This is a genomic window from Nocardioides sp. (assembly GCF_044226305.1).
Taxonomy (GTDB): Bacteria; Actinomycetota; Actinomycetes; order Propionibacteriales; family Nocardioidaceae; genus Nocardioides.
In genome coordinates this window covers 88444-112609 of record NZ_JBGAHF010000005.1, presented here as the reverse complement: position 1 = coordinate 112609, position 24166 = coordinate 88444, and the positions used below count along the sequence as shown (strand labels likewise).

Below are 24166 nucleotides of genomic sequence, written 5' to 3'. Positions count from 1 at the left end.
GGCTTACTGCCTCTGGCCGTGCACGTGGCAAGGGAGTGGACTGCCTCAGCACGATGACGAGAAGGCCCGTTGATCAGCCCCTGGCAGGACGCTCGGTGTCATCCTGAGGTGTCCGTCACCGGTCTGCCCTTGGCCTGTTGAACCTTCCCAGGTCAGAACTTGGTCATCACGGGACGAGATCAACACGTCGATGCTCACCACAGGCCGGCCGTTGAGCTGCTGCGCCTTGACGCCTGGGAGCGTTTTGCCGTTCAGGCGGACCTGGTCGATCGAGCCGCCGTAGGGACCGTGCACCCGGACCATGACGTACTGGGAGCCAGGCTCGGTTCCATAGCGACCGCCGCCCGTCACAGACACCGGCAGCTTCGCCGCCTCGCTTGGCGAGATTGCCTGACCGAGAGTGAGCGTCCCGGTCAGCTGCTGCACATCGTTGTCGCACTTCACCGCATCGACATCGGCGCTGTATCGCAGGTAGTAGGACATCTTCGACCCCGTGAGATCGCTGAGGCCGATGTCGACGTGGGGAGTCGATCCGTCGTCGCCGGCCATCGCCCCCTCGACGCTGGTACCCGCGAGCTCACTGCTCACCCCGGCGTCGAACGATGAGATGAGCAATCGGCCTTCGCCGGCCGCACGGTTCAGGCCTTCGGCAAACGCGGTCGGCGAGGCAAGGGAGCCCGTCGCGGCGTCGAAGATCGCCTTCGACGCCTTCGCGAAGAAGGCGTTCTGGGCCTCAGGACCCTCCTCGATGTAGGGCTTGCTCAGCAGCTCCGACACGGCATTGCTACGGCTCAGGGTCACGTCGTCGACGGTTACGGCGCCGGTCCCGTCGAGGAGATAGGACATCCCGACGGGATCGATAGCAAGGACCCCATCGATCGGGCTGTCGGGGAACTTCTGGTCCCAGTGCGCCTGCCACAGCTCTGCTGCGCGCGGGAAGTCCCCGGTCCACCCCGGGTCCTGGAAGTAGATCCCCAGTTCCTTGCCGTAGACCGCCTCTTCCTCGTCCGACAATGGGATGACTGGAGCGGCCGTTGCTGGGAAGTCTGTGGCCGCACCCTGTCGCGTCATCTCGATCCTGCCGTCGTCAGCGTGGATGAGCGCCCACGACCCCGGCATCCCGCCCGTGTCGCGGATCTCGGCATTGTTCTGGAAGAGAAGCAGGTAGTCCTTCGGACCGTCGGCGCCGGCCATCGATGGCAGGACGGAGACCGCCTTGTCGGCGGAGGCCAGGCCCGAGCGGAGGCCGTGCACCAGGTCCGCGTACTTGTCGAAGCGCGTGCGGAGGGGGCCGACGTATCCGTCTCTGTCGAGACCGGCCAGGTCGTCGTCCGCCGTCGCGAGGGCCGTGTGTGCCTCGCTGACGGGTTGTTCCATCGTGGCGACCTTGTCAAGGTCGATCGCGCCGTCAGCGACCAGCCCGTCGAGGCTCTGGACGGCGGTGCTGAGCGGCGCCACGGCGTCGCTCGAGATGACGTCGAGCGAACGACTCATGGCAGCGACGCCGTCGACGTCGTCACCGACGAACGGCAAGTGCCCCATGGCACGCCACCAGACGCCGGAGGTGTGGGCGTCGGCCGACGCAGCGTCGTCGGCCAGATCGGCCGCGGCCTGGTCCTGCACAGCCTTGTCTCCGTCGCGCCACGCCGCCTTCAGCTGGCTGGCACTCGACTCGGCCCCGCGCAGGTCGCGCTGCACCTGCCAGACGAGCCAGGCGGTGTACGCCAGCGCCGCAACGACGACGACGACGATGACGGTCCAGAGGGTGCGGCGGAGGGTCACGGCGCGATCCTGTCACAGACGCAGAAGTGGCCCCGCCGCGACCGCGGCGGGGCCACTCCTACAGGCAATGCGGGTCAGACGACCTGGAACGAGGTCTCGCCGCGCGACCCGCCGAACGGCGTGCTCGAGTACGGAGAGAAGATCCCGCGGGCGCTGTAGGTGCCCTTCTTGTTGATCTTCCGGGTCGTGAAGCAGACCTGGCCGCCCTTGTACTGCTTGGTCCGCGACCAGTGCAGGCCCGGGCCGTCAACTGTCGCGGTCACGCGTCCCTTGGGCTGCCCGCTACCGGGAGTCGTCACCCGGACGCACACCTTGGCCTTCTTGCCCTTCTTGACTGGCGCGTTCGGCACCGTGACCTTCGTGTTGGTCTCGACGCAGCCGGTGTAAGGGCAGCTGGCGCTCGCTGAACCCGTCGACACCCCGACCAGGCCCGCGCACATCATGACGGACGCGATGAGCCCGATGATCAATCGCTTCATGTTTCCGCTTCCCCATTCAGCGCAGTGCGCCACAGCGTGTAATGCAAGTCCGCACCACCATAGTCGAGATGACGGGCGGAGTCACTCGCCCATATGGGCAGGTGGACTGGTCTGGAGCAATTCGCGCGCGAGATCGGGTCCACCAGCAGCGCGACCGGCGAGCTTGGCGAAGGACACGGCACGCTCCACGAGCTGGGCGTTGCGCTCCACGGGGACGCCCTTGGCGAGGGTCAGGACGTCCTCCATCCCGACCCGCAGGTGGCCGCCCATGGACAGCGCCGCGAGCATGACGGGCAGCGTGCTGCGGCCGATCCCGGTTGCCGACCAGCTGCTGGTCTCGGCCGGCAGCATGGCGACGCCGGCGACCAGGGCCGCCGCCGTGCCGGGCATCCCGCCGGGGACGCCCATCACGAAGTCGCAGTGCACCTTGCCGCCGTACGGCAGGCCGAACTTGTTCAGCAGGCGGTCCAAGGCGTGGACATGGCCGAGGTCGAAGAGCTCGAACTCCGGCACGACCTGGCGCTCTTGGCTGAGCTGGTAGAGCTCACAGATGAACGGCCACGGGTTGGAGAAGACGTCGTTGCCGAAGTTGGTCGTGCCCATGGTGAGGCTGCAGGAGTCGGGCTGAGCGTCGAGCACCTTCAGGCGGGCGTCGAGGGGGTCGTGGACCGAGCCGCCGGTCGAGAGCTGCACGACCAGGTCGGTCGACTCGCGCAGCGCCTGCACGGTGTCGTGCAGGCGGGTCTGGTCGAGCGTCGGCCGGTGGTCGGCGTCGCGGATGTGCACATGGATCATGCCGGCGCCGGCGGCCTCGCACTCGCAGGCCGTCTCGACGAGCTCCTCGAGCGTCGTCGGGAGCTGCGGGCAGTCGGCCTTCGCGGTCTCCGCGCCGGTCGGGGCGACGGTGATGAGGATCTGGTCGGGTGACGTCGTCGGCACGGGTGCATCGTGCCAGAGGGAGCGGTTGGGGTGCCTCGGGCCCTGCCTCGGCTTACGGGGTCTCGACGACGCTCACGCGCTAGCGCGCCTTCGCTGCTCGACCACCGGCACGTCGTACCCCCCGGCCCAGCCTTCCCTTACGGGGTCTCGACGACGCTCACGCGCTAGCGCGCCTTCGCTGCTCGACCGGCGGCGACACCCAACGCGGCCTTCGCTGCTCGACCACCGGCACGTCGTACCCACGGGCCCAGCCTTCGCTTACGGGGTCTCGACGACGCTCACGCGCTAGCGCGCCTTCGCTGCTCGACCACCGAGCGAGAGCTCGACCACCGGGCGAGAGACTGTGCGGCGTGAGAGCGGTGATCCAGCGGGTGCTGCGGGCGAGCGTGGAGGTCGACGGCGTGGTCGTCGGGGCGATCGAGGGACCGGGGCTACTGGTCTACCTCGGGGTCACGCACGGGGACGGCGCGGACGAGGTCGCGTGGGTGGCGCGGAAGATCTGGGACCTGCGGCTGCTGCGCGAGGAGCGGTCGGCCTCCGACGTCGGGGCGCCGGTGCTCGTGGTCAGCCAGTTCACGCTCTACGGCGACGCGCGCAAGGGCCGGAGGCCGACCTGGGAGGCGGCGGCCCCCGGCCCGGTGAGCGAGCCCCTCTACGAGGCCGTGTGCGCCGAGCTCGAGCGGCTCGGCGCCCACGTCGAGCGCGGCGTCTTCGGCGCCGACATGCGCGTGGAGTCGACGAACGACGGGCCGATCACCCTGCTGCTGGAGCGGTGACCGGCCCGTCGCCGGCGTCAGATCGAGACGAGGACCTCGGCGACGGTGCCCACCGAGGCGTGCACCTTCTTGTCCACCGGGTCGGCCTTCGGCGCCAGGGTGCGCAGCGTCCACTCGCCGTCGCCGGCGAAGAAGCGGAAGTGCCCGGTCGCGGAGGTCGGGACCTCGGCGGTGAACTCGCCGGTGCGGTCGAGCAGGCGCACGTAGGCGTTGCTCACCGGCTCACCGGCACGGACGACCTGGCCCTGGACGATCGCTTCCTTCTTGGTGTCGATGCCGTCGAGCGACAGCCCACCCTCGGTCGCGCCGCACATCAGGCGTCACCGCGGTCGTCGCCGAGCGCGACGGGGACGCCGACGAGGGAGCCGTACTCGGTCCACGAACCGTCGTAGTTCTTCACGTTCTGCTGGCCGAGCAGCTCCTTGAGCACGAACCAGGTGTGCGAGGAGCGCTCGCCGATGCGGCAGTAGGCGATGGTGTCCTTGTCCCAGTCCACGCCGGCCTCGGAGTAGATCTCGCGCAGCTCGTCGTCGGACTTGAAGGTGCCGTCATCGTTGGCCGCCTTGCTCCACGGGACGTTCGCGGCGGTCGGGATGTGGCCCGCACGCTGCGCCTGCTCCTGCGGGAGGTGCGCCGGGGCGAGCAGCCGGCCGGCGTACTCGTCGGGGCTGCGGACGTCGACCAGGTTCTGCGCGCCGATCGCGGCGACGACCTCGTCACGGAAGGCCCGGATCGAGGAGTCCTGCTCGGTGGCGGTGTAGGAGGTGCCGTCGCGCTTGACCGGCTCGTCGGTCAGCTCGCGGGAGTCGAGCTCCCACTTCTTGCGGCCGCCGTCGAGCAGCTTGAGGTCCTGGTGGCCGTAGAGCTTGAAGTACCAGTAGGCGTAGGCCGCGAACCAGTTGTTGTTGCCGCCGTAGAGGACGACGGTGTCGTCGTTGGCGACACCCTTGTCCGAGAGCAGGGCCTCGAACTGCTGCTTGTTCACGAAGTCGCGGCGGACCTGGTCCTGGAGGTCGGTCGTCCAGTCGAGCTTGATGGCACCCCGGATGTGCCCCTTCTCGTAGGCGCTGGTGTCCTCGTCGACCTCGATCAGCACCACCTTCGGGTCGTCGAGGTGGTCCTCCACCCACTGGGCGGTGACGAGGGAGTTCTCGCGGGTCATGTCTCTACCTTTCTTGTGCACCGGGGAAGCGGCGCGGGGTCTGGGGGTTGCGTTGGCTCTTGGGTTCGGGGGTCTCGACGACGCTCACGCGCTAGCGCGCCTTCGCTGCTCGACCACCGGAGGCGCGCGCTGCTCGACCACCGGTGGTGGCGCGCTTGAGGAGGAGGTACATCTCGCAGCCGAGGCAGAAGCGGAAGACCGCGTTCAGCAGGGCGGCGACGAGCGCGAACGCCACGGCCACGTAGCCGACGACGTCGAGGCCGGTGAGGAACCCGGCCAGGCCGACGAGGGCGAAGACCAGGCCGACGGTCTGCGCGAACCGCGGCGGCGCCGGGTCCTCGAGCTCGGTCGGCGCCGAGAGCCGCGGCCGGACGGCCGTGCGGAACAGCCAGGCGTACGGCGTGTGCTGGATGCCGCGCAGCGAGCCGATCGCGAAGACGACGGCCTGGGCGGCGAGCACGATGACGGCGGCCGGGCTCGGCGCCAGCAGCAGGGTCACGACCAGGACCACCGAGGTGAGGGTCGCGGCGAACTGCGGGCCACGCGGGTCGATGCCGGCGGCGGTGCCGGTGCCGGCGGCGGGCCGGTGGGTGCTGGTGGTGGACATGTCTCTCCTGCGGACGGATGCGGGTACCGGTGGGTGCAGGTCACGGCGCGAACCGAGCGGCGGCCACCAGCTCAGATTAGTCGACTATCTCAGTAGAGATAAGGGTTGCGCGCGACCCTCAGCGCATTCGACACAGGGACGAGCGCACGCGGCAGTGGTCCACTGCGCGGCGCTTCGTCAACATGGTCGAGGACATGACGACCACAGTAGGGACGCCGATCCGCGACAGGCAGTCACCGTCTCGGTGGGCGAGACGGAAGTCCATCATCTGGACACTCACGCCCAGCCCAGAGCGGCCAGCACCTGGTCGCGGCGCGGCGCCCCGGCCGCGCGGGTGACCTCGCGGCCGGCGCTGTCGAGGACGAGCGTGGTCGGGGTCCGCACGATGCCGAGGGCGCGGACCAGCTCGAGGTGGTGCTCGGCGTCGACCTCGAGGTGGGTGACCCCCGGCACCAGGTCGGCGACCTCCGCCAGCGTGCGGCGGGTGGCCCGGCAAGGGGCGCAGAACGCCGAGGAGAACTGGAGCAGCGTGGCGCGCTCGCCCAGGTGGGCGCCGGGGACCGCGGTGGTGACGTGGGCCCAGGGGGTCGGCGCCGGGGTGGTTTCGAGGCTCGTCGCTGGCGCTCCTCGCACCTCAACCACCGCAACCGACTCGCTCTCGCTGCCGCGCACCGCGTGGGTGCCGCGGAAGCGGCCGTCGGTCAGCAGCCGGTAGCCGCCGAACGCGAGCGCGACGGCGACGGCCACGAGGGCGACCCAGGCTCCGGTGCTCACGTCGGGTCAACGGCCGGGGTCGCGGAGTCATTCCGGGTCATCAGAGGTGCGTTCCGGTCACGGCGCCACGAGCGGGAACGACACGCAGAAGGTGCTGCCCACGCCGACCTCGCTCCGCACCTGCACCTCGCCGTCGTGGGCCTCGACGATCGCCTTGACGATGTTGAGCCCGAGACCGGTGCCCGGCGTCATCCGCTGCTGCGCCTGGCGGCCGCGGAAGAAGCGGGTGAACAGCCGGTCCAGCTCGGCCTCCTCGATGCCGATGCCCTCGTCGGCGACCTCGAACACGACCCGCCGGTCGCTCGCGGCGAGGCGGACCCGGACGGTGCTGCCGGGGTCGGAGTACTTCAACGCGTTGGACACCAGGTTGTCGACGACCTGGCGCATCCGCTGCTCGTCGACCATCGCGGGCAGGCTGTCGGGCGCCTCGAGCAGCAGGTCGATGTCGCTCGCCCCCGCGATCGGCCGGACCGCCTCGAGCGCGTCGCGGACCAGGTTCGCGAGGTCGACCCGGGTGCGCGCGATCTGCACGCCGCCGTACCGCACCTGGGCGACGTGCAGCAGGTCGGAGACCAGGTGGCCGAGCCGGAGCGCGTTGCGCTCGACGATGAGGACCTGCTCGGAGGCGTCGGACGGGAGGTCGGTGCGGTCGCGCAGCATCTCGAGGTGGCCGAGGATCGAGGTCAGCGGGGTGCGCAGCTCGTGGGAGACCGACGCGACGAACTCGTCCTTGACCTCCAGCGCCCGCATGAAGTCGGTGACGTCCTTGTAGGCCAGCGCCGCCCCGGCGAACTCCCCACTCGGGTCGTGGACGGTGCGCGCGGAGACCGACAGCGCGCGGCGGGTGATCGGGTCGGCGCCGACCCAGATCCGCTGGTCGTCGAACTCCTCGCCCCGGGTGGCGCGGTAGGTCGGCATCTCCTCGCGCGCCAGCAGCGTCGTGCCGTCGGGCTGGAACACCTCGCCGAGCTGGCCGGCGACGCCGCCGTGCCCGTCGGGGAAGGCGAGCGCCATGAAGTCGTGGTGGCGTCGGTTCATGCCCTCGTAGTGGCCCTCCCGGTCGATGAGGACCAGGCCCACGTCGACGGTGTCGTAGACCGCCTCCAGCATCCGCCGCTGGTGCCCGATGAGCCGGTTGGCGGCGGCGATCCGGAGCTCGTACTCCCGCTGCGCCGTCACGTCGATGATCTGGGAGATGAAGTGGATCGGCCGGCCGTCGGGGTCGCGGAGCAGCGAGACCGACAGGTCGCCCCAGACGATCTTGCCGCCGGCGTGGAAGTAGCGCTTGACGATCCGGTACGACGACCGCTTGCCGGCGAGGGTCTCCTGGAGGAGCTCTATGTCCGCGGCGAGGTCGTCGGGGTGGGTGATCTCCTGGAAGGTCTTGGCCCGCAGCTCCTCCGTGCTGTAGCCGAGCATCTCGCACAACGCCCGGTTGACCGCGAGCAGGCGACCGTCCGGAGCCACGAGCGTCATCCCGACCGGAGAGTTCTCCAGCGTCATCCGCCAGAGCTCGCCGCCCTCCGGGAACTGGTCCACGAGCACCTTCCTCCCTCCCCGTGGCTCCAGCGTGTCAGGTCGGCGGGAATCTGTCGCAGACACGACGAAACAGCGTTTCGACGCCCCCACGGCCGGTCTGACACAGTGGCCCGCCGTGGGGGCGTTGAGGGTGGACCGTCGGCTGTGCCAGGTGGCGCTGGCGATCTACGCCGTCTTCCTCGCCGTGGTGCTCCTCTCCCCCAGCTCCGGAGCCCAGTCGACCTCGGTCAGCTGGTTCGCGGACGTGTTGCGGGCCTTAGGAGCCCCCGACTCGCTGGTGACCGCCGGACGCGCCGAGCTCGTCGCGAACGCGCTCATCCTGATGCCGGTCTCCGCGCTCGGGTCGCTGGTGTGGCCGACGACCGGCTGGCGGGACTGGACGGCCTGGGCGTTCGTGATCGCCAGCGGCGTCGAGCTGGCGCAGGGGCTGCTGCTGCCGGCCCGCAGCGCGACCATGGTCGACATCGTCGCGAACACGCTCGGCGGGCTGCTCGGGGCGCTGGTGGTCCTCGCCCTGCGTCGGTGCGGCTGGCTCAGCGGCTGAGGTGGTGGTTTCGAGGCTCAGGCGCAGGGCGCCTTCGCACCTCAACCACCGAGCGGGTCAGGCGCTGGGCGCCTTCGCACCTCAACCACCGAGCGGGTCAGGCGCTGGGCGCCTTCGCACCTCAACCACCGAGCGGGTCAGGCGCTGGGGCGCCTTCACACCTCAACCACCGGGCGGCTCAGGCGCAGGCGCCTTCGCACCTCGACCACCGAACGGATCAGCCGCCGGCGAACGGCGGCAGGAACTCGACCGAGGAGCCCGGCTGCACCCACACGGACGCCGGGTCGTCGGCGTTCATCGGCCGGTCGCCGACCAGGGTCGAGCAGATCTGGAGCACGTCGCCGAGGCGGGTGCCCGGGTGCAGGTCGAGGGCGCGGCGCACGACGTCGGCCAGCGTGATCGGGCCGTCCACCACCAGGTCGTCGCCGGCGACACCGGCGGCCGAGCGTGCTGCGGCCCAGTAGTGGACGCGGATGACGTCGGTCTCATCGCCGTTGGATCGTTCCGAGGTAGCGCCCATGGTTCGGTATTCTTCCCGAACACGATCCGGCCGAAGCCCAGCGCTGCGTTTCGGTCCCCGTCCCGTCCTGGGAGGAGACCACGCCTTGAGCACGCTCCTGCTCCTCACCAGCGCGCTGCAGCCGTCCGCCGAGGTGCTGCCCGGTCTTGCCCTGCTCGGCCACCACGTGCGCATCCTCCCGGCCGAGGGCAGCGCGCTGCTCGAGGCGCCGGACGCGGACCTGCTGCTCGTCGACGGCCGCCAGGACCTCGCGCACGCCCGCGACCTGTGCCGCCTGATCCGCACCACCGGCACCGACATCCCGGTGCTGCTGATCTGCACCGAGGGCGGCCTGGCCGTCGTCCTCCACGACTGGGGCATGGACGACGTGGTGCTGCACACCTGCGGGCCGGCCGAGCTCGAGGCCCGGATCAAGCTGGCGATCGGCCGGCTGCTCGCCCGGCGCGAGGCCGACGACCCCGAGTCCCACGTGATCCGCTCCGGCGAGGTTCTCGTCGACGACGCGACGTACACGGCGAAGGTCAGCGGCCGCACGCTCGACCTCACCTTCAAGGAGTTCGAGCTCCTCAAGTTCCTGGCCCAGCACCCGGGCCGGGTCTTCTCCCGCCAGCAGCTGCTCCAGGAGGTGTGGGGCTACGACTACTTCGGCGGCACCCGCACCGTCGACGTCCACGTCCGGCGCCTGCGCGCCAAGCTCGGCCCCGAGAACGAGACCCTGATCGGGACCGTCCGCAACGTCGGCTACCGCTTCGTGCTCCCGGCCAAGGAGCAGCAGGCCGCCGCCGACGTACGCCGCGAGGAGCGCGCGGCCACCTAGGCTGGCCGCGTGCAGGCCATCTCCGAGATCGCCGCCGCGGCGGAAGCCGCGGACGGTGCCGCCCCGCTCGACGAGGCCACCTGGCTCGCGCTGCGCCACCACCCCGAGACGGTGACCACCTGGGTGCGCACCGACGGGTTCGCGCTGCTCATCGGCGAGGACCTCAGCCTGGTCGTGCGTCCCGAGGCCCGCGGCCAGGGCCTCGGCCGGTCGCTGCTCGAGGAGGCGCTGCCGGCCACCGGTCCGCTGCGCGCCTGGTCGCACGGGGACCAGCCCGCGGCCGCAGCGCTGGCCCGACGGTTCGGCTTCGACCGGGCTCGGGAGCTGTGGGTGATGCGGCGCCCCACGGCCGAGCCGCTGCCGGCGTACCAGGCCCCGGCCGGGCTCACCGTCCGCGGCTACCAGCCGGGCGACGCCGACGAGGTGCTGCGCGTGAACGCGGCCGCCTTCGCCTCCCACCCCGAGCAGGGCGCCATGGACGCGGCCAACCTGGCCGAGCGGATGGCCGAGCCGTGGTTCGACCCGGCGGGCCTGCTGGTCGCCACCGACGGCGACCGGCTGCTCGGGTTCCACTGGACCAAGCAGCACTCCGAGACGCTCGGGGAGGTGTACGTCGTCGGGATCGACCCGGCCGCGCAGGGCCGAGGTCTGGGCAAGCTGCTGACCCTCGCCGGGCTGCACCACCTCGCCGGTCTCGGCGTCAACGAGGTGCTGCTCTACGTCGAGTCCGACAACGCCCCCGCGGTGGCGGTCTACTCCGGTCTCGGCTTCCGGCACGCGGCCGCCGACACGCACGTGATGTACCGGCGCCCGTAGCCGGTCCAATCCACTCCTCCAAGAAGCTGCGAGGTTCGGCGGTTCTGCCGTCGGCGCCCGGGCGTCCTTCCTATGCTCGCCGCACTTCTCGGTGACCCCCGAGCGACAGTCCGCGCGACAGGCTGCCTCTCGTCCACACCTCTCGGGAGACAACCGTTGGAGAAGGTTGACATGGCCGTCGCCCACGACCCCGAGATCGCCGAGAGGCTCGGCCTCGACGTCGACGTCGAAGCCGTCATCGTGCTGAGGGCGAACCAGCCGTCCTCAGGGAGCATGACCGGCCGCCGGCCGGCCGGGGGGACCGACCGACGGCCGCCCCGTCCGAGTGCGCAGCGGTGACTCGGGGCGGGGACACCCGCCGCGCCGCATGAGGATCCCGAGTCCCGCGGCCCAGCACGATGACGTGCCCGGCCCCGAGGGGCTGCAGAGTCACGCCACCTAGGTGGTACAGACCAGCCTACGAGGGCCGTTCAACCGCACGGTCACCCGCCCGGTCACCCGCCCGGTCACCGGAGCGGGCGCACGTGCAGCCCGACCTCCGGGTCGACCACCATCTCCTGGGCCACGGGCATCCCGTCGACGGTGAGCTGGGCGTCCAGCGGGACGTTGCGCTTGACCATCGCCAGCGCAATCGGGCCGAGCTCGTGGTGGCGCGCCGAGGTGCCGACGAAGCCGACGACCTTGTCGCCGAGCAGCAGGTCGGCGCCGACGGCCGGGAGCCGGTTCTCGGAGCCGTCGAGGTGCAGCAGGGTCAGCCGGCGCGGCGGACGGCCGAGGGTGTGCACCCGGGCGACCGTCTCCTGGCCGCGGTAGCAGCCCTTGTCGAGGTGCACCGCCGGGCCGATCCAGCCGGCCTCGTTGGGGATGGTGCGGTGGTCGGTGTCCAGTCCGAGCCGCGGCTCGCCGCGCGCGATCCGGAGCGCCTCGAAGGCCCACAGGCCGCAGGCCGGGCCGGCGGCCTCGGCGTACGCCGTCAGCTGCTCGCGCGGGACCAGCTCGTAGCCGGCGTACGGACCGTCGCCGCTCGCGGACGGCCGCCAGGTGGTGGCCAGCTCGTTCGTCACGTCGGTGACCTCGACGCGCATCATGAAGCGCATCCGGTCGAGGAACGCGACGAGCGGGGCACCCGCCCCGGGCTCGGTGTGGGCGGTGAACGCCTCGCCGTCGTCGTACCCGAAGAACGCGTGCTCGACGTGGCCCTGCGGGCTGAGGACCAGCACGCCGGTCCACACCCTCGGCGGGAGCGCCTCGAGGTGCTGGGTGGTCAGCGAGTGCAACCAGGTCAGCCGGTCCGGACCGGAGACGCGGACGACGTCGCGGTGGGAGAGGTCGACGAAGCCCTCCCCCTTCTCGAGGGTGCGCTGCTCGCCGTTGAACGAGCCGTAGTGGGCCGCGACGTCGCGGTCCACGCCGTCGCCCGCGACGGCGCCGGGCAGGTCCAGCAGGGGGCTACGCATCTGTCTCCTCGGTCGGGTCGCACTCCACGCAGTGGCCGAAGACGGCCAGGTGGCCGATGTCGAGCACGAAGCCGTGCTCCTCGCGCAGCCGGTGCGCCAGCGGCGCGACCACCTCTGGGTCAACCGAGACGACGCGGTGGCAATTCCGGCAGACCAGGTGGAAGTGCTCGTGGTCGGTCACCGAGTGGTACGTCGGCGCGCGGTCGGACAGGTGCGTGTGTCGCACCAGCCCGAGCTCCTCGAGCACCTCCAGCGTGCGGTAGATCGTGGAGATGTTGACGGCGCTGGACTGGGTCTGGACCTCGGCGAGGATCTCGTCGGGGGTGGCGTGGCCGAGCTTCTCGACCGCCTGGAGCACGAACTGGCGCTGCGGCGTGAGCCGGTAGCCCAGGCTGTGCAGCCGCGCAGCGAGGTCCTCGGTCATCGGGCCTGCCTCCGGGACGGTGCGCCGAGCAGCGGTGACCTGTCCACCGAACCGGCAGCGGAGAAGGTGGCTCTCTCACCGCTGCCCCGCATGGCCCCACGCATGACCGGCCTCCTACTGGCGCTCGAGCGTCGCCCACAGGTGCGGCTGCAGCTCCTGGCCCATCGCGGCCATGTCGTAGGCGTAGAGCAGCCGACCCTCGACGTTGCCGTAGAGCCGGTGGCCGGCGGTGACCTCCTTGGCCGACTCGGTGAAGCTGACGCCGGCGGTGTGCAGCTCGAGCTTGCCGTCGGCGGCCTGGCCGTACCAGATCTCGGAGACGCCGGAGGAGTGCGCGAGCACGAGCTCGACCTTGCCCTCGGGGCGGCAGCGGAGGAACCCGGTCTCCTGGGCCGCGTCCCGGACCTTCTCGCCGTCCTCGTCGACGATCCACGACCTGGCGAAGTAGTGGAAGAACGGGCGGCCGTCCTGCTGGAACACCAGCTCCTGGCCGTAGTCGTAGGCCTCGATCGTCGGGTAGTCGCCCTTGCCGTGCCCACCCCACCGGCCGAGCAGCCAGGCCACGGGACCGCAGTCGGGATGGAGGTTCTGGGGCAGCTCGAAGGGCATGAGGTCACTCTAGGCTGGGCGACATGCCCCGCCCACTCGTCGTCAAGGTGACCTGCGGTGCCGACGACCCCGAGCGCAGCAACCAGGGCCTGACCGTGGCGGCCACGGCGCTCGCCGCGGGCGCGGAGGTCAGCCTGTGGCTGACCGGCGAGGGCGCCTGGCTGGGCGTCGCGGGGCACGAGGCGTTCACGCTCGAGCACGCGGCCGACCCGGTGGGGCTGGTCGGGTCCGTGCTGGCGGCGGGGCGGGTGACCGTGTGCACCCAGTGCGCTGCCCGGCGAGGGATCACCGAGGAGACCGTGCTGCCCGGCGTACGCATCGCCGGCGCGGCCGCGTTCGTCGAGGAGGCGCTGGCGCCCGAGGTGCAGGCGCTCGTCTACTGAGACGCCACCCACCCCTGCGGGCGAGTTCTCGCTGTTTCGGCTCGCGTCAGGACGTCCTTGACTAGCGTCCTCCTCACACCGGAACCCCGTGGTCGGAGGGGTGTCCGACGAGACGGGGGAGCTCGGGCATGCACGGGGGACACATCGGGACGCCGCGCCGTCCTCGACAGCTGGTGAGCGTGGTCGTAGCGGTGCTGGTCGCGTGCGGCGGACTGCTGGCACTGCCGCCGGCGCCGGCGACCGCAGGCGGGCACCACCCGGCCAAGGTCCGCCCGACCGTTGCCTCGGTGAAGCCCGCCAGCGGCGGGGTCACCGGCGGCACCAGGATCACCATCCGCGGGAAGAACCTGACCAAGGTCCGGTCGGTGACCGTCGGCGGGCTGCGCGCCGACTCCGTGCGGACGCTCTCGTCTCACAAGATCGTGGCGGTGACCCCGGCCGGGCTCCCGGGCCGCAGCCCCGTCCAGGTGCGCACCCAGGGCGGCACCAACAAGCCGAGCAGCCACAGCCGGTTCACGTACGTCGAGCCGCAGCCGGCCGACAGCTCGAGCTACGAGCCCGCCGAGGACACCGTCGTCGGGGACGGCGTGCAGTGGGTCTCGGGCGGCTCCGGCGTCGAGGACCCCCAGGCCGGCTCGACCGAGCCGTGGCTGGTTGGGCTCGCGCCCGGTGCCGATGTGCCCGACGTGGGCAGTGACTACTACCTCCCGCCGGGGGGTGACGTCTTCCCGAGCGGCCTGGCCGGGCGGGTCGCCGACGTCGCCACGCAGGCCGACGGTGGCACGGCCATCACGGTCCAGCCGGTCGCCCTCTCCGAGGTGATGGACGGCGTCGCGATCGACTACGCGGGCCCGGTGGGCGAGGACGTCGCCGAGCGACCCAGTGGGCGCCGCTCCTCCGGCGACTCGGTCACCTTCTCCAAGCTCGGGGCGAGCGCCTTCGAGTGCACCGACCGCAACCACCAGACCGTGGACATCACCGGCGAGCTCTCCCTGAGCGCCGAGAACGTCCGGACCAACTTCTACCTCCAGACCCCCGGGATCGGGGTCGAGCCGGCCCTCGACACCTGGGTCCTCGCCGACCTGGTGCTGAGCGGCAAGGTCACCGCGAGCACCGCTGCGTCGTGCAAGCTCCGCCCGGCGTGGCAGAACGCCCAGCGCAAGGTGATCCCGATCGGCACGACCGGTGCCACGATCTCGTTCGCCCCCACCGCGTCGTTCTCGGTGTCGGCCACGGGGACCGTGGAGATCACCCAGCGCACGCGGCGGATGTTCGGCCTGTCGATCTACCACGACCACCCCGAGGTCATCGACATCCGGAACAACCTCGGTATCGAGGTGAAGGGCTCGCTCAGCCTCAGGGCCAAGGCGAGCGTCGGGGTCTCCGTGCAGTTCGGCGCACTCGACCGGGTCGGCCTCGAGGGCAAGCTCCAGCTCGCCGCCGACGCGAAGCTGGTCGCGAGCGCCCCGCCGCCGAAGGTCTGCGCCGACGTCGACCTCAGCGTCATGCTCAGCATCGGCGCCTTCCTCGACCTGTGGGTGGCCCGCTGGGAGTCCCCGACCTACGACAAGACCTGGCACCTGGCCACCTGGGCGGGCTGCACCGGGCCGACCGACGACGCACCGGAGTCCAGCGACCCGGCGATCACGAGCCTGCGCCTGCCGGCGGCGACCAACGGCACCGACTACGAGGCACGGCTGACGACCGCTGACAACCGCAACGGCACCTGGTCCGTCGCGAGCGGCTCGCTACCGACAGGGCTGTCACTGGACCCGGGCTCGGGCGAGGTCACCGGCCGACCGCAGGCCGCCGTACGCGACTGGTCCTTCGGGATCCGCTTCACCGACGGCGACGGCCGGTCCACCACGTCCACGGTCCGGATCCAGGTCAAGCCGATGCCCGTGGGGTCCGGCGACCTGCAGGTCTCGCTGCTGTGGAACAGCCCGGCCGACATCGACCTGCACGTGGTCGACCCGTGGGACGAGGAGATCTACTACAGCAACCCCGAGTCCGACTCGGGTGGCCTCCTCGACCACGACGCCAACGCGGCGTGCGACGAGAACCTCGAGCACCCGATCGAGAACGTCTACTGGCCGCAGGGCACCGCCCCAGCCGGCACCTACACCGCGTTCGCCCGGGTGTGGTCGGAGTGCGCCACCTCCGACCTGAGCTGGCACCTCGTCATCCGGATCGGCGGCCACGTGGTCGTCGACGAGACCGGCTACGGCGACTCGGTGGGCTACACGGTGAACCTGGGCTCGGGCGCGGTCGGCGTGGTCCGGGTCCCGGCCTCGGTCGGGCACGGGCCGAAGCCGACCGACTGACCTCGGCCAGGCCGGTCCGTCAGCGCTGGGAGTAGTGCGGCAAGCGGAGCTCGGTGCGGACGCGGGGTGCCGGCACGGGTGGCGGCTCGGGCACGAAGCGGTACGACGGCGGGGCGGGCTGCCGGCACCAGCGGCAGCGCCGCGAGTCGGCGAGCAGCCGGGCGTGCCGCGGGCCGCGGACGTCGCCGCTCAGGGCGAGCCGCAGCATCGCGACGTTGTGCTTGAGGCAGGCCATGGTCGGTCAACGCCGGGCCGGCGGCGCGGTTACGAACTCACGGGGAACGCCCAGCGTCCGGCTCGTCTCCTCTCAGGTTCGGTTCCTAGGGTCGGCAGCGAGTACCGAACGACGGCGTAGCCCAGATGTGCCCCTTGGCCCGGGTACGCCGATGGTGCCGGGACCGACAGGAGACTGGGGAGCTCCTGACGCTCCGGCACCGCCGAACAACGGGGGGTGCTCGACGGCGTGCGTCCGCTGGCCTGGGCGCACGATCCCGGACCCGGTGCCGACCCGACCCGGCGGCACCGGTCCGGGAGACCGGTGGACGCTCCGCCTCTGCATCGGACGTCCACCGGTCCTTCCGGCGCCCGCGACGGTCGGCCGTCGCGGCAGTCGTCACACCCGGCGGGTAAAGACTGCGAGCCGCCGCGCCAGCCTCTAGGCTCGCGGCTGATGGACTCGAACGATCCAACTCCCACGCGGTGGTGGCAGCGCAAGGCCGACCAGCCGGACGCCCAGCAGGGCGACGAGCAGGACGCCCGGCCCGAGGCTCCGGGCGCCCCACCGGTGGCGCGCACGCCCGCCGACCTCCAGGCCGCGATCGAGCGCGCTGCGGAGCTGCGCCGCCGGGCCGAGCAGGCCGCCGCCGAGCAGGCCGCCGAGCGGCTGGTCGCCGAGGAGGCCGCCCAGGCCGCCGCCCTCGCCCGGGCCGAGGCTGACGAGAAGGCCGCCGAGCACGCCGCCGCGGCCCAGGAGGCGTACGCCGCCCGCCAGGTCGCCGAGGAGGAAGGGGCCGCCCACGCGGCCGAACGAGCCCGGCTCGAGGAGCTCGCCACCGAAGCGGTCCGCGCCAAGGTCGAGGCCGACGAGGCCGCCGTCCGCCTGGTCGACACGGCCAAGGTCGCGACCGCGCTCCGGCTGGCCGCCGAGCAGGCCGCCGCCCAGCAGGCCGTCGACCGCACCGCCGCCGAGGAGGCCGCCCAGGCGGCCGAGGCCCGCGCCGAGGCCGCCGCCGAGGCCCGCGCCCAGGCCGAGGAGGCCGCCCGCGCCCACGCCGAGCGCGCCACCGCCGACACCCGCGCCCGCGAGGAGGCCGACCGGGCCGCCCGCGACGCCGCCGAGTCCGCGCGCCAGGCGCACGCCGACCGCGAGGCCGCCGAGGCGCGCATCGCCGAGCTGGTCACCGCGCTCGCCGCGGCGCAGGAGGCCCGCGACGCCGCCGCTCAGCAGATCGTCGAGCGCGCGGAGCAGCAGGAGGCGGCGTACGAGACCCGCGTCGCCGAGCTGACCGCCCGGCTCGAGGGTGCCGAGCAGGCCGCGTCCGCGCGTCTCGCCGCGCTGGCCGACCAGCACGAGCAGGAGCTCGCCGCCGGCGCCGCCGCCCGCGAGGCCGCCGCACAGCAGGCGGTCGAGCGCGCGCAGGAGCAGGAGGCGGCGTACGAGGCCCGGCTCGCCGAGCTGACCGTCCGCCTCGAGGGCGCCGAGCAGGCCGCCTCCGCGCGCCTGGCCGCGCTCGCCGAGGAGCACGAGCAGGCCCTGGCCGCCGGCGCCGCGGCTCGCGCCGCCGCCGAGGAGCAGGCCGCGCAGCGCGCGCAGGAGCAGGAGGCGGCGTACGAGACGCGCCTCGCCGAGCTGACCGCCCGCCTCGAAGGCGCCGAGCAGGCCGCGTCCGCACGCCTGGCCGCACTCGCCGAGGAGCACGAGCAGGCCCTCGCGGCCGGTGCCGCCGCCCGGGCCGCCGCCGACGAGCGCGCCGCCCAGCAGGCCGAGGCGCGGGCCCGCGCCGAGCAGGTCGCGCAGGAGCAGACCGAGCTGCGCACCGCCGCCGAGGACGCCGCCGCCGAGCAGGCCCGGCTCGCCGGTGCCGCGCACGCCGCGCGGACCGACGCCGAGCAGGCCGCCCAGGCGCAGACCGAGCTCGCCGCCGCGGCCACCGCCGCCCGCGAGGAGGCCGACCGGGCCGCCCAGGCCGCGGCCGACGCTGCCGCCCAGGCCCACACCGACCGCGCCGGGGCCGAGGCCCGGGCCGGGGCGCTCGCCGAGCAGGTCGCCGCCGCCCACCAGGAGCACGAGGACTTCGTGCGGGTCACCGCCGAGGCCCGCGCCGCCGCCGAGCAGGAGGCCGCCGACCAGGCGACCGCTCGCGCCGCAGCCGAGGTCCGCGCCACCGAGCAGGCCGAGGCGCGCACCCGCGCCGACGCCGCCGCGGAGGAGCACGCCCGGCTCGCCGAGCAGGCGCACGCCGCACAGCTGGCCGCCGAGGAGGCCGCCCAGGAGCGGGCCGCCGCGGCCCAGCAGGCGCACGCCGACCGCGCCGCCGCCGAGGCCGCCGCCCGCGAGCAGGCCGACCTGGCCGCCCAGGCCGCGGCCGCCGAGCAGGCCGCGCACCACACCGCCTCCGAGCTGGCCGAGGCGCTGCGCACCGCCCACGAGGCGCGGATGGCCGCCGACGAGAACTCCCGCACCCACGCCGACCTCGCCCGCGAGGCCCACGAGGCCCGCACCGCCGCCGAGACCGCCGCCGCCGAGGCGGCCGCCGCGCGCCAGCAGGCCGAGGAGACCGCGCACGGCCACGCCGACCTCGCCCGTGCGGCCCACGAGGCCCGCACCGCAGCCGAGACCGCCGCCGCCGAGGCGGCAGCCCGGGCCGAGGCGGCGCAGGAGGCGCGGACCGCGGCCGAGATGCGCGCCCACGAGCAGGCCGAGGCCGCGGCGTCGGCCGCGACCGACCAGACCTCGGCGCACCAGCGGGCCGAGCAGCAGGCCGAGGCCGCCCGGCTCGCCCACGAGGCCCGAGCCGTCGCCGACGCCACCGCCCAGCAGCACGCCGAGGCGCGTGCGGCCGCGGACCAGGCCGCCGAGCAGGCCGCCCAGCAGCGGCGGGCCGCCGAGGAGGACGCCCGCGCGCACGCCGAGCTCGCCGCCGAGGCCGCCGCCGAGCGGCAGGCCGCCGACGCGCGGCTCCAGGAGGCGCTTGCCCAGCTGCAGGCCGCCGTCGCGGCCCGCGAGGCGGCCGAGCGGGAGGTCGCCGAGCAGGCCCGGCTGCGCGGCGAGGCCGAGGAGGCCGCCTCCCAGCGGGCTGCGGACCGCAGCGCGGTCGAGGCCGCCGTACGTCGGCAGGCCGAGATCGCCGAGGACGCGATGCGCGAGCGGGCCGAGGCCGAGGAGAAGGCGCGCGACCTGGCCGTCCAGCTGGAGCAGGCCCGGGCCGAGCTGCTGGAGCAGTCGCAGAAGCGCGGCCTGTTCCGCCGCTGACCGTCTCACGAAACGCACTGTTCACCCGATTCGGTCACCAGACCGACGAGACGTGTCCGAGAATGAGGACATGATCTCGGGGGATGGTGAGGTGTGCGCGCGCTGCGGTCACTCTCGCAGGGTTGCAGTCAGCACGACGACGAAGTTCGCGAGGAAGCTGCGCGGGAGGACCGCCCGCGCCACCTGCGGCGAGCCGACCGAGCACGGGTGGGTCTGTCCGTGCCGGAGCCGCTTCCACGTGCTGTGAGCGCGGGGCTGCTTGCAGGTTTCCCCGGCTGACCGGGGAAGCCTGGACTTAGTGGGCGTTGCAACACCCACTAGGTCCAGGGATTGCCCACGGAGTCGTTGTCCACAGATCCGAGATCGGCCGCGTGCGGTGATCCGGCGGCGGGCAGGCGACTTCCATGATGGTGCGAATGAACGATCCCCGCCGCGGCCAGGTCATGCTGCGCAGCCAGCTCCTCGCGGAGGGGTACGACGACCGCTCGATCGCCAAGCGGGTGAAGGCCGGCGAGTGGGTGAGGGTCCGGCACGGCGCCTACACCGAGCGCGCGTCGTGGGACCGCCTCGATGAGGCAGGGCGCCACGCGGTCGTGGCTCGCGCCGCCGTCGCCCAGTCCAAGACCGACGTGGTCGTCTCGCACGTGTCGGGGACGCCCTTCCACGACTCACCGACGTGGGGGCTCTGCCTCGACCTGGTGCACCTCACCCGAGTGGACGGGCGGGCCGGGCGCGCCGAGGCCGGCATCAGACAGCATCGGGGGACGATCATCGAGGGCGACATCGTCGACCGCGACGGGCTCCTGGTGATGTCGCCGACCCGGACGGCGCTGGAGGTGACCACGGTCGCCGACGTCGAGGCGAGCATGTGCGTCGTCAGCCACCTCCTCCACACCAAGCAGACGACGGCGGCTGCCCTGCAGGAACGCTACGCGCTGATGATGCATTGGCCGGACACGCTTCACACCGACCTGGTGCTCCGCCTCTCCGACCACCGGTTCGAGTCGGTCGGCGAGACCCGGACCTACTACCTCTGCTGGCGCGAAGGGCTGCCGATGCCGGAGCCGCAGTACGAGATCGAGGACGAGCGCGGGCGGGTGATCCACCGCGTCGACTTCGCGTGGCCGGAGTACGGCGTCTTCCTGGAGTTCGACGGGTTGGTGAAGTACGAGAAGTACCTCAAGGAGGGCGAGCGGGCTTCGGCTGCCGTCGTCCGCGAGAAGCGGCGCGAGGAGCTGGTCTGCCGGCTCACCGGGTGGCGCTGCATCCGGATCGTCTGGGCCGACCTCGCCCGACCGGCGCAGACCGCCGGCATGATCCGCCGCTTCCTGCACGCCGCGGCCTGAGGCCGTCAGGTCCGGACGCCAGGCCCGACTTCGTGGGCAATCCCTGGACTTGATGGGTGTTGCAACACCCATCAAGTCCAGGGTTCCCCGGCTGACCGGGGAAACCTGCAGGAGCGACCCAGCAGCCCCGGGCGGTCAGCTGAGGGCGGCGCGGAGCCGCGCGGCGATGGCGGCGTTCGCGGCCCGGCTGGAGCGACCCACGCCGACGATGTTGAAGAACCCGTGGATCTGGTCGGGGAACCGGCGCAGCTCCACGGGCACGCCGGCGTCGACCAGCTGGCGCGCGTAGGCCTCGCCCTCGTCGCGCAGCGGGTCGAAGCCCGCGGTGACGACGAGCGCCGGCGCGAGGCCGGCGGGCAGGTCGGCGTAGCGCGGGGAGTAGCGCGGGTCGCGCAGGTCGACGCCCGCGCCGTACTCCGCGTTGGCGAGGTCCATGAACGCGCGGGTCAGGTAGAACCCCTCGGCGAACGACGCCGCGCTCGCCGTCTCGCGCACCCCGTCGGTCGCGGGGTAGACGAGCAGCTGGAAGGCCAGCGGCAGCCCGGCCCGGGCCGCCTCGACCGCCACGCCCGCGGCGAGGTTGCCGCCGGCGGAGTCGCCGCCGACCGCGAGCCGCGCGGGGTCCGCGCCGACCTCGGTCGCGTGCTCGACGAGCCAGCGGTGGGCGGCCAGCGCGTCGTCGTACGCCGCCGGGAAGGGGTGCTCGGGGGCCAGCCGGTAGTCCACGGCCAGGACCCGGACGCCGGACCGCTCGGCCAGGAAGCGGCACGGGGCGTCGTGGGAGTCCAGGTCGCCGTAGAGGAACCCGCCGCCGTGGAAGAACAGCAGCAGCGGGCCGACCGCGGGCGCGCCGGTCGGGACGTAGAGCCGGGCGGGTCGGGCGGCGACCGTCAGGTGCCGGACCGCGCCGATCGGCTGGTGGCCGGCTGTGAGCCGGGCGTGCTCGAGGATCGCCTGCCGGCCCTCGGGGATCGGCATCGTCTCGGCGCCCGGCTTGCGGGTCAGCCGCTGCAGCCGCAGCGCGAGCTGGGTGTCGACGGCAAGGGTCTGGCCGTCGCGGACGACCGGCCGGCCGGCCAGCCACCGCTGCACCCGCTCGGGCAGCGCCAGCAGCGCACGGAGGAAGAACGTCTCGACGCGCTCACGGAGGCTCACGAGGCGCAACCTACCGTTCACCGCCGGGTGCCGGAGCAGGTGCCAGACTGGGCACATGTCTCTCGAGAGCCTCTCCCCCGCCGGCGCTTCGAGCCACGGCGAGGGCGTGCCCGAGGAGACCTTCGAGGTCGAGCCGCCCTACCAGCCCGACCACGAGGCGATCGCGGCCGTCGAGAAGTTCGAGGACCGGTTCCTCGACCGCGAGCTGTCCTGGCTGCGGTTCAACCAGCGAGTGCTCGAGCTGGCCGAGGACCCGCACCTGCCGCTGCTCGAGCGCACCCGCTTCCTGGCGATCTTCACCAGCAACCTCGACGAGTTCTTCATGGTCCGGGTGGCCGGCCTCAAGCGCCGGATCGCCGCCGGCCTGGCCGTCCCGGCCGCGTCCGGGCTGATGCCGGCCGAGGTGCTCGACCTGATCCTCACCACCACCCGCGGGCTCTCCGAGCGGCTGGCGCACGTGTTCACCGACGAGATCGTGCCCGCGCTCACCGGCGCCGGCATCGAGCTGGTGCGCTGGGACGACCTGGACCGCGAGGAGCAGAAGGCCTGCAAGCGGTTCTTCCGCGACCGGGTCTTCCCGGTGCTGACACCGCTGGCCGTCGACCCGGCCCACCCGTTCCCCTACATCTCCGGGCTCTCCCTCAACCTCGCCGTGCTGCTGCGCAACCCGCGCACCGGCAAGGACCACTTCGCCCGGGTCAAGGTGCCGCCGATCTTCGACCGGTTCGTCGCGGTCGGCAACCAGCGGTTCGTGCCGCTGGAGGACGTCATCGCCGAGCACCTCAAGCGGCTCTTCCCGGGCATGGAGGTGCTCGAGGTGCACACCTTCCGGGTCACCCGCAACGAGGACCTCGAGGTCGAGGAGGACGACGCCGAGAACCTGCTCGCCGCGCTCGAGAAGGAGCTGCTGCGCCGCCGGTTCGGTCCGCCGGTGCGGCTCGAGGTCGAGGAGTCGATCGCCCCGCAGGTGCTCGAGCTGCTGGTCTCCGAGCTCGGCGTCAGCGACGAGGAGGTGTTCCGGCTCCGCGGCCCGCTCGACCTGCGCGGCCTCCACGACATCGCCGACCTGCCGCGCCAGGAGCTGAAGTACCCCGCGTTCCTGCCGACCACCCACCACCGGCTCGCCGAGGTGGAGTCGTCCGCGCCCGTCGACGTCTTCAAGGCCGCCCGGCGCCACGACGTACTCCTGCACCACCCCTACGACTCGTTCGCCACCTCGGTGCAGCGGTTCATCGAGCAGGCGGCCGCCGACCCGCTCGTGCTCGCGATCAAGCAGACGCTCTACCGCACCTCCGGCGACTCCCCGATCATCGACGCCCTCATCGACGCCGCCGAGGCCGGCAAGCAGGTGCTGGTGATCGTCGAGATCAAGGCCCGCTTCGACGAGCAGGCCAACATCCGCTGGGCGCGCAAGCTCGAGCAGGCCGGCTGCCACGTCGTCTACGGCCTGGTCGGCCTCAAGACGCACTGCAAGATCGCGATGGTGGTGCGCGACGAGCCCGACGGCATCCGCCGCTACCTCCACATCGGCACCGGCAACTACAACCCCAAGACCTCGCGGATGTACGAGGACCTCGGGCTGATCACCGTCGACGAGCGGATCGGGGAGGACGTCGCCCACCTCTTCAACAACCTGTCCGGCTGGTCGCGCAACGCGACGTACGACGAGCTGCTGGTCGCCCCGGACTCGATCCGCACCGGGCTGGTCGACCGGATCCACCGGGAGGTCGCGAACCTCCAGGCCGGCCGCCCCGCCGGGATCCGCCTCAAGGCCAACTCGGTCGTCGACGAGGCGGTCATCGACGCGCTCTACCTCGCCTCGCAGGCCGGCGTGCCGATCGAGCTGCTGGTGCGCGGCATCTGCGCGCTGCGGCCCGGCGTCCCCGGCCTGTCCGAGACGGTCACGGTCCGGTCGGTGCTCGGCCGGTTCCTCGAGCACAGCCGCGTCTTCTGGTTCGAGAACGGCGGCGAGGCCGAGGCCTGGATCGGCTCGGCCGACATGATGCACCGCAACCTGGACCGCCGCGTCGAGGTGCTGGTGCGGCTGCCCGGCGAGGAGGAGCGGGCCGCGGTCCGCGACGTCCTCGACCTCGCCTTCGACGAGCAGACCAGCGCCTGGCTGCTCGACAGCGACGGCGTCTGGACCCGGAACGACGGGCAGGTGCACCTCCAGGAGCGGCTGATCGAGCGGCAGCGCCGGCGGCGGTAGCCCCTCCTCGGGTCTCACCCGAAGGTTCGGTG

Annotated in this window: 24 protein-coding genes; 10 read left to right on the top strand and 14 right to left on the bottom strand. The window is 72.7% G+C overall.

Translation table 11 applies throughout. The features are described from left to right. Positions 1 to 45 precede the first annotated feature (45 nt). From ACILQ5_RS07215 to ACILQ5_RS07205, 3 genes are all read right to left on the bottom strand, one after another. Positions 46 to 1782, bottom strand: a complete 1737-nt coding sequence (locus ACILQ5_RS07215; RefSeq protein WP_395657300.1) for a DUF4012 domain-containing protein — start codon at positions 1780 to 1782, stop codon at positions 46 to 48. A gap of 74 nt (positions 1783 to 1856) precedes the next feature. Then, a complete protein-coding gene (locus ACILQ5_RS07210; protein WP_395657299.1) occupies positions 1857 to 2261 on the bottom strand; it encodes a hypothetical protein in 405 nt (134 codons plus the stop codon). 81 nt (positions 2262 to 2342) lie between these two features. Then, a complete protein-coding gene (locus ACILQ5_RS07205; protein ID WP_395657298.1) occupies positions 2343 to 3200 on the bottom strand; it encodes a 3-keto-5-aminohexanoate cleavage protein in 858 nt (285 codons plus the stop codon). Between the two features lie 350 nt (positions 3201 to 3550). Here ACILQ5_RS07205 and dtd point away from each other — a divergent pair, with 350 nt between their 5' ends. Further along, on the top strand, positions 3551 to 3976 hold the full coding sequence (gene dtd, locus ACILQ5_RS07200; protein WP_395657297.1) for a D-aminoacyl-tRNA deacylase: 426 nt from the start codon (positions 3551 to 3553) through the stop codon (positions 3974 to 3976). 17 nt (positions 3977 to 3993) lie between these two features. Here dtd and ACILQ5_RS07195 read toward each other — a convergent pair whose 3' ends face one another. From ACILQ5_RS07195 to ACILQ5_RS07175, 5 genes are all read right to left on the bottom strand, one after another. Further along, positions 3994 to 4290 (bottom strand): DUF1416 domain-containing protein, encoded by a 297-nt coding sequence (locus ACILQ5_RS07195; RefSeq protein ID WP_395657296.1) that lies wholly within the window; start codon positions 4288 to 4290, stop codon positions 3994 to 3996. Beyond that, positions 4290 to 5138, bottom strand: coding sequence for a sulfurtransferase (locus tag ACILQ5_RS07190; protein WP_395657295.1), 849 nt, complete (start codon positions 5136 to 5138; stop codon positions 4290 to 4292). Before ACILQ5_RS07190 ends, ACILQ5_RS07195 begins: the two co-directional genes overlap by 1 nt. A gap of 91 nt (positions 5139 to 5229) precedes the next feature. Further along, entirely contained in the window at positions 5230 to 5745 is a 516-nt protein-coding gene (locus ACILQ5_RS07185; RefSeq protein WP_395657294.1) for a DUF4395 domain-containing protein, read from the bottom strand. Between the two features lie 276 nt (positions 5746 to 6021). Further along, positions 6022 to 6519 (bottom strand): thioredoxin family protein, encoded by a 498-nt coding sequence (locus ACILQ5_RS07180; protein WP_395657293.1) that lies wholly within the window; start codon positions 6517 to 6519, stop codon positions 6022 to 6024. 57 nt (positions 6520 to 6576) lie between these two features. After that, on the bottom strand, positions 6577 to 8058 hold the full coding sequence (locus ACILQ5_RS07175; protein WP_395657292.1) for an ATP-binding protein: 1482 nt from the start codon (positions 8056 to 8058) through the stop codon (positions 6577 to 6579). A 130-nt stretch (positions 8059 to 8188) separates the two neighbouring features. Here ACILQ5_RS07175 and ACILQ5_RS07170 point away from each other — a divergent pair, with 130 nt between their 5' ends. Beyond that, positions 8189 to 8602, top strand: coding sequence for a VanZ family protein (locus ACILQ5_RS07170; RefSeq protein WP_395657291.1), 414 nt, complete (start codon positions 8189 to 8191; stop codon positions 8600 to 8602). 217 nt (positions 8603 to 8819) lie between these two features. Here ACILQ5_RS07170 and ACILQ5_RS07165 read toward each other — a convergent pair whose 3' ends face one another. Beyond that, the gene (locus tag ACILQ5_RS07165; RefSeq protein WP_395657290.1) at positions 8820 to 9122 is read right to left on the bottom strand and encodes a MoaD/ThiS family protein; all 303 of its coding nucleotides are present in this window, start codon (positions 9120 to 9122) and stop codon (positions 8820 to 8822) included. Between the two features lie 85 nt (positions 9123 to 9207). On the opposite strand from ACILQ5_RS07165, the gene ACILQ5_RS07160 reads away from it, so the two are divergent. The 3 genes from ACILQ5_RS07160 to ACILQ5_RS07150 all read left to right on the top strand — a co-directional run bounded on the left by ACILQ5_RS07160 (position 9208) and on the right by ACILQ5_RS07150 (position 11094). Next, entirely contained in the window at positions 9208 to 9939 is a 732-nt protein-coding gene (locus tag ACILQ5_RS07160) for a response regulator transcription factor (RefSeq protein ID WP_395657289.1), read from the top strand. Between the two features lie 9 nt (positions 9940 to 9948). Then, complete coding sequence (mshD, locus tag ACILQ5_RS07155) at positions 9949 to 10755, top strand: mycothiol synthase (RefSeq protein WP_395657288.1); 807 nt, start codon at positions 9949 to 9951, stop codon at positions 10753 to 10755. Between the two features lie 171 nt (positions 10756 to 10926). Continuing rightward, positions 10927 to 11094, top strand: coding sequence for a hypothetical protein (locus tag ACILQ5_RS07150; protein ID WP_395657287.1), 168 nt, complete (start codon positions 10927 to 10929; stop codon positions 11092 to 11094). A 167-nt stretch (positions 11095 to 11261) separates the two neighbouring features. On the opposite strand, the gene ACILQ5_RS07145 is transcribed toward ACILQ5_RS07150, so the two are convergent. From ACILQ5_RS07145 to ACILQ5_RS07135, 3 genes are all read right to left on the bottom strand, one after another. Beyond that, a complete protein-coding gene (locus ACILQ5_RS07145; RefSeq protein WP_395657286.1) occupies positions 11262 to 12212 on the bottom strand; it encodes a YgfZ/GcvT domain-containing protein in 951 nt (316 codons plus the stop codon). Further along, complete coding sequence (locus ACILQ5_RS07140) at positions 12205 to 12636, bottom strand: Fur family transcriptional regulator (protein ID WP_395657285.1); 432 nt, start codon at positions 12634 to 12636, stop codon at positions 12205 to 12207. The genes ACILQ5_RS07145 and ACILQ5_RS07140 overlap by 8 nt, the downstream gene beginning before the upstream one ends. Before the next feature lie 114 nt (positions 12637 to 12750). Beyond that, positions 12751 to 13245 (bottom strand): FABP family protein, encoded by a 495-nt coding sequence (locus ACILQ5_RS07135; RefSeq protein WP_395657284.1) that lies wholly within the window; start codon positions 13243 to 13245, stop codon positions 12751 to 12753. 23 nt (positions 13246 to 13268) lie between these two features. On the opposite strand from ACILQ5_RS07135, the gene ACILQ5_RS07130 reads away from it, so the two are divergent. Continuing rightward, on the top strand, positions 13269 to 13628 hold the full coding sequence (locus ACILQ5_RS07130) for a DsrE family protein (RefSeq protein WP_395657283.1): 360 nt from the start codon (positions 13269 to 13271) through the stop codon (positions 13626 to 13628). A 128-nt stretch (positions 13629 to 13756) separates the two neighbouring features. Then, complete coding sequence (locus ACILQ5_RS07125; RefSeq protein ID WP_395657282.1) at positions 13757 to 15952, top strand: IPT/TIG domain-containing protein; 2196 nt, start codon at positions 13757 to 13759, stop codon at positions 15950 to 15952. A 19-nt stretch (positions 15953 to 15971) separates the two neighbouring features. On the opposite strand, the gene ACILQ5_RS07120 is transcribed toward ACILQ5_RS07125, so the two are convergent. Further along, on the bottom strand, positions 15972 to 16187 hold the full coding sequence (locus ACILQ5_RS07120; protein WP_395657281.1) for a hypothetical protein: 216 nt from the start codon (positions 16185 to 16187) through the stop codon (positions 15972 to 15974). Positions 16188 to 16622: 435 nt separating this feature from the next. Between ACILQ5_RS07120 and ACILQ5_RS07115 the strand changes: the two genes are divergently transcribed. Both ACILQ5_RS07115 and ACILQ5_RS07110 read left to right on the top strand, forming a co-directional pair. Next, positions 16623 to 19424, top strand: coding sequence for a hypothetical protein (locus ACILQ5_RS07115; protein ID WP_395657280.1), 2802 nt, complete (start codon positions 16623 to 16625; stop codon positions 19422 to 19424). Between the two features lie 416 nt (positions 19425 to 19840). After that, positions 19841 to 20770 carry a type IV toxin-antitoxin system AbiEi family antitoxin domain-containing protein gene (locus ACILQ5_RS07110; protein WP_395657279.1) on the top strand — a complete coding sequence of 310 codons (930 nt, stop codon included), beginning with the start codon at positions 19841 to 19843 and terminating at the stop codon, positions 20768 to 20770. A gap of 135 nt (positions 20771 to 20905) precedes the next feature. Here ACILQ5_RS07110 and ACILQ5_RS07105 read toward each other — a convergent pair whose 3' ends face one another. Next, complete coding sequence (locus tag ACILQ5_RS07105; protein ID WP_395657278.1) at positions 20906 to 21925, bottom strand: alpha/beta hydrolase; 1020 nt, start codon at positions 21923 to 21925, stop codon at positions 20906 to 20908. Between the two features lie 55 nt (positions 21926 to 21980). Between ACILQ5_RS07105 and ACILQ5_RS07100 the strand changes: the two genes are divergently transcribed. Beyond that, the gene (locus ACILQ5_RS07100; protein WP_395657277.1) at positions 21981 to 24134 is read left to right on the top strand and encodes an RNA degradosome polyphosphate kinase; all 2154 of its coding nucleotides are present in this window, start codon (positions 21981 to 21983) and stop codon (positions 24132 to 24134) included. Positions 24135 to 24166: the final 32 nt, after the last annotated feature.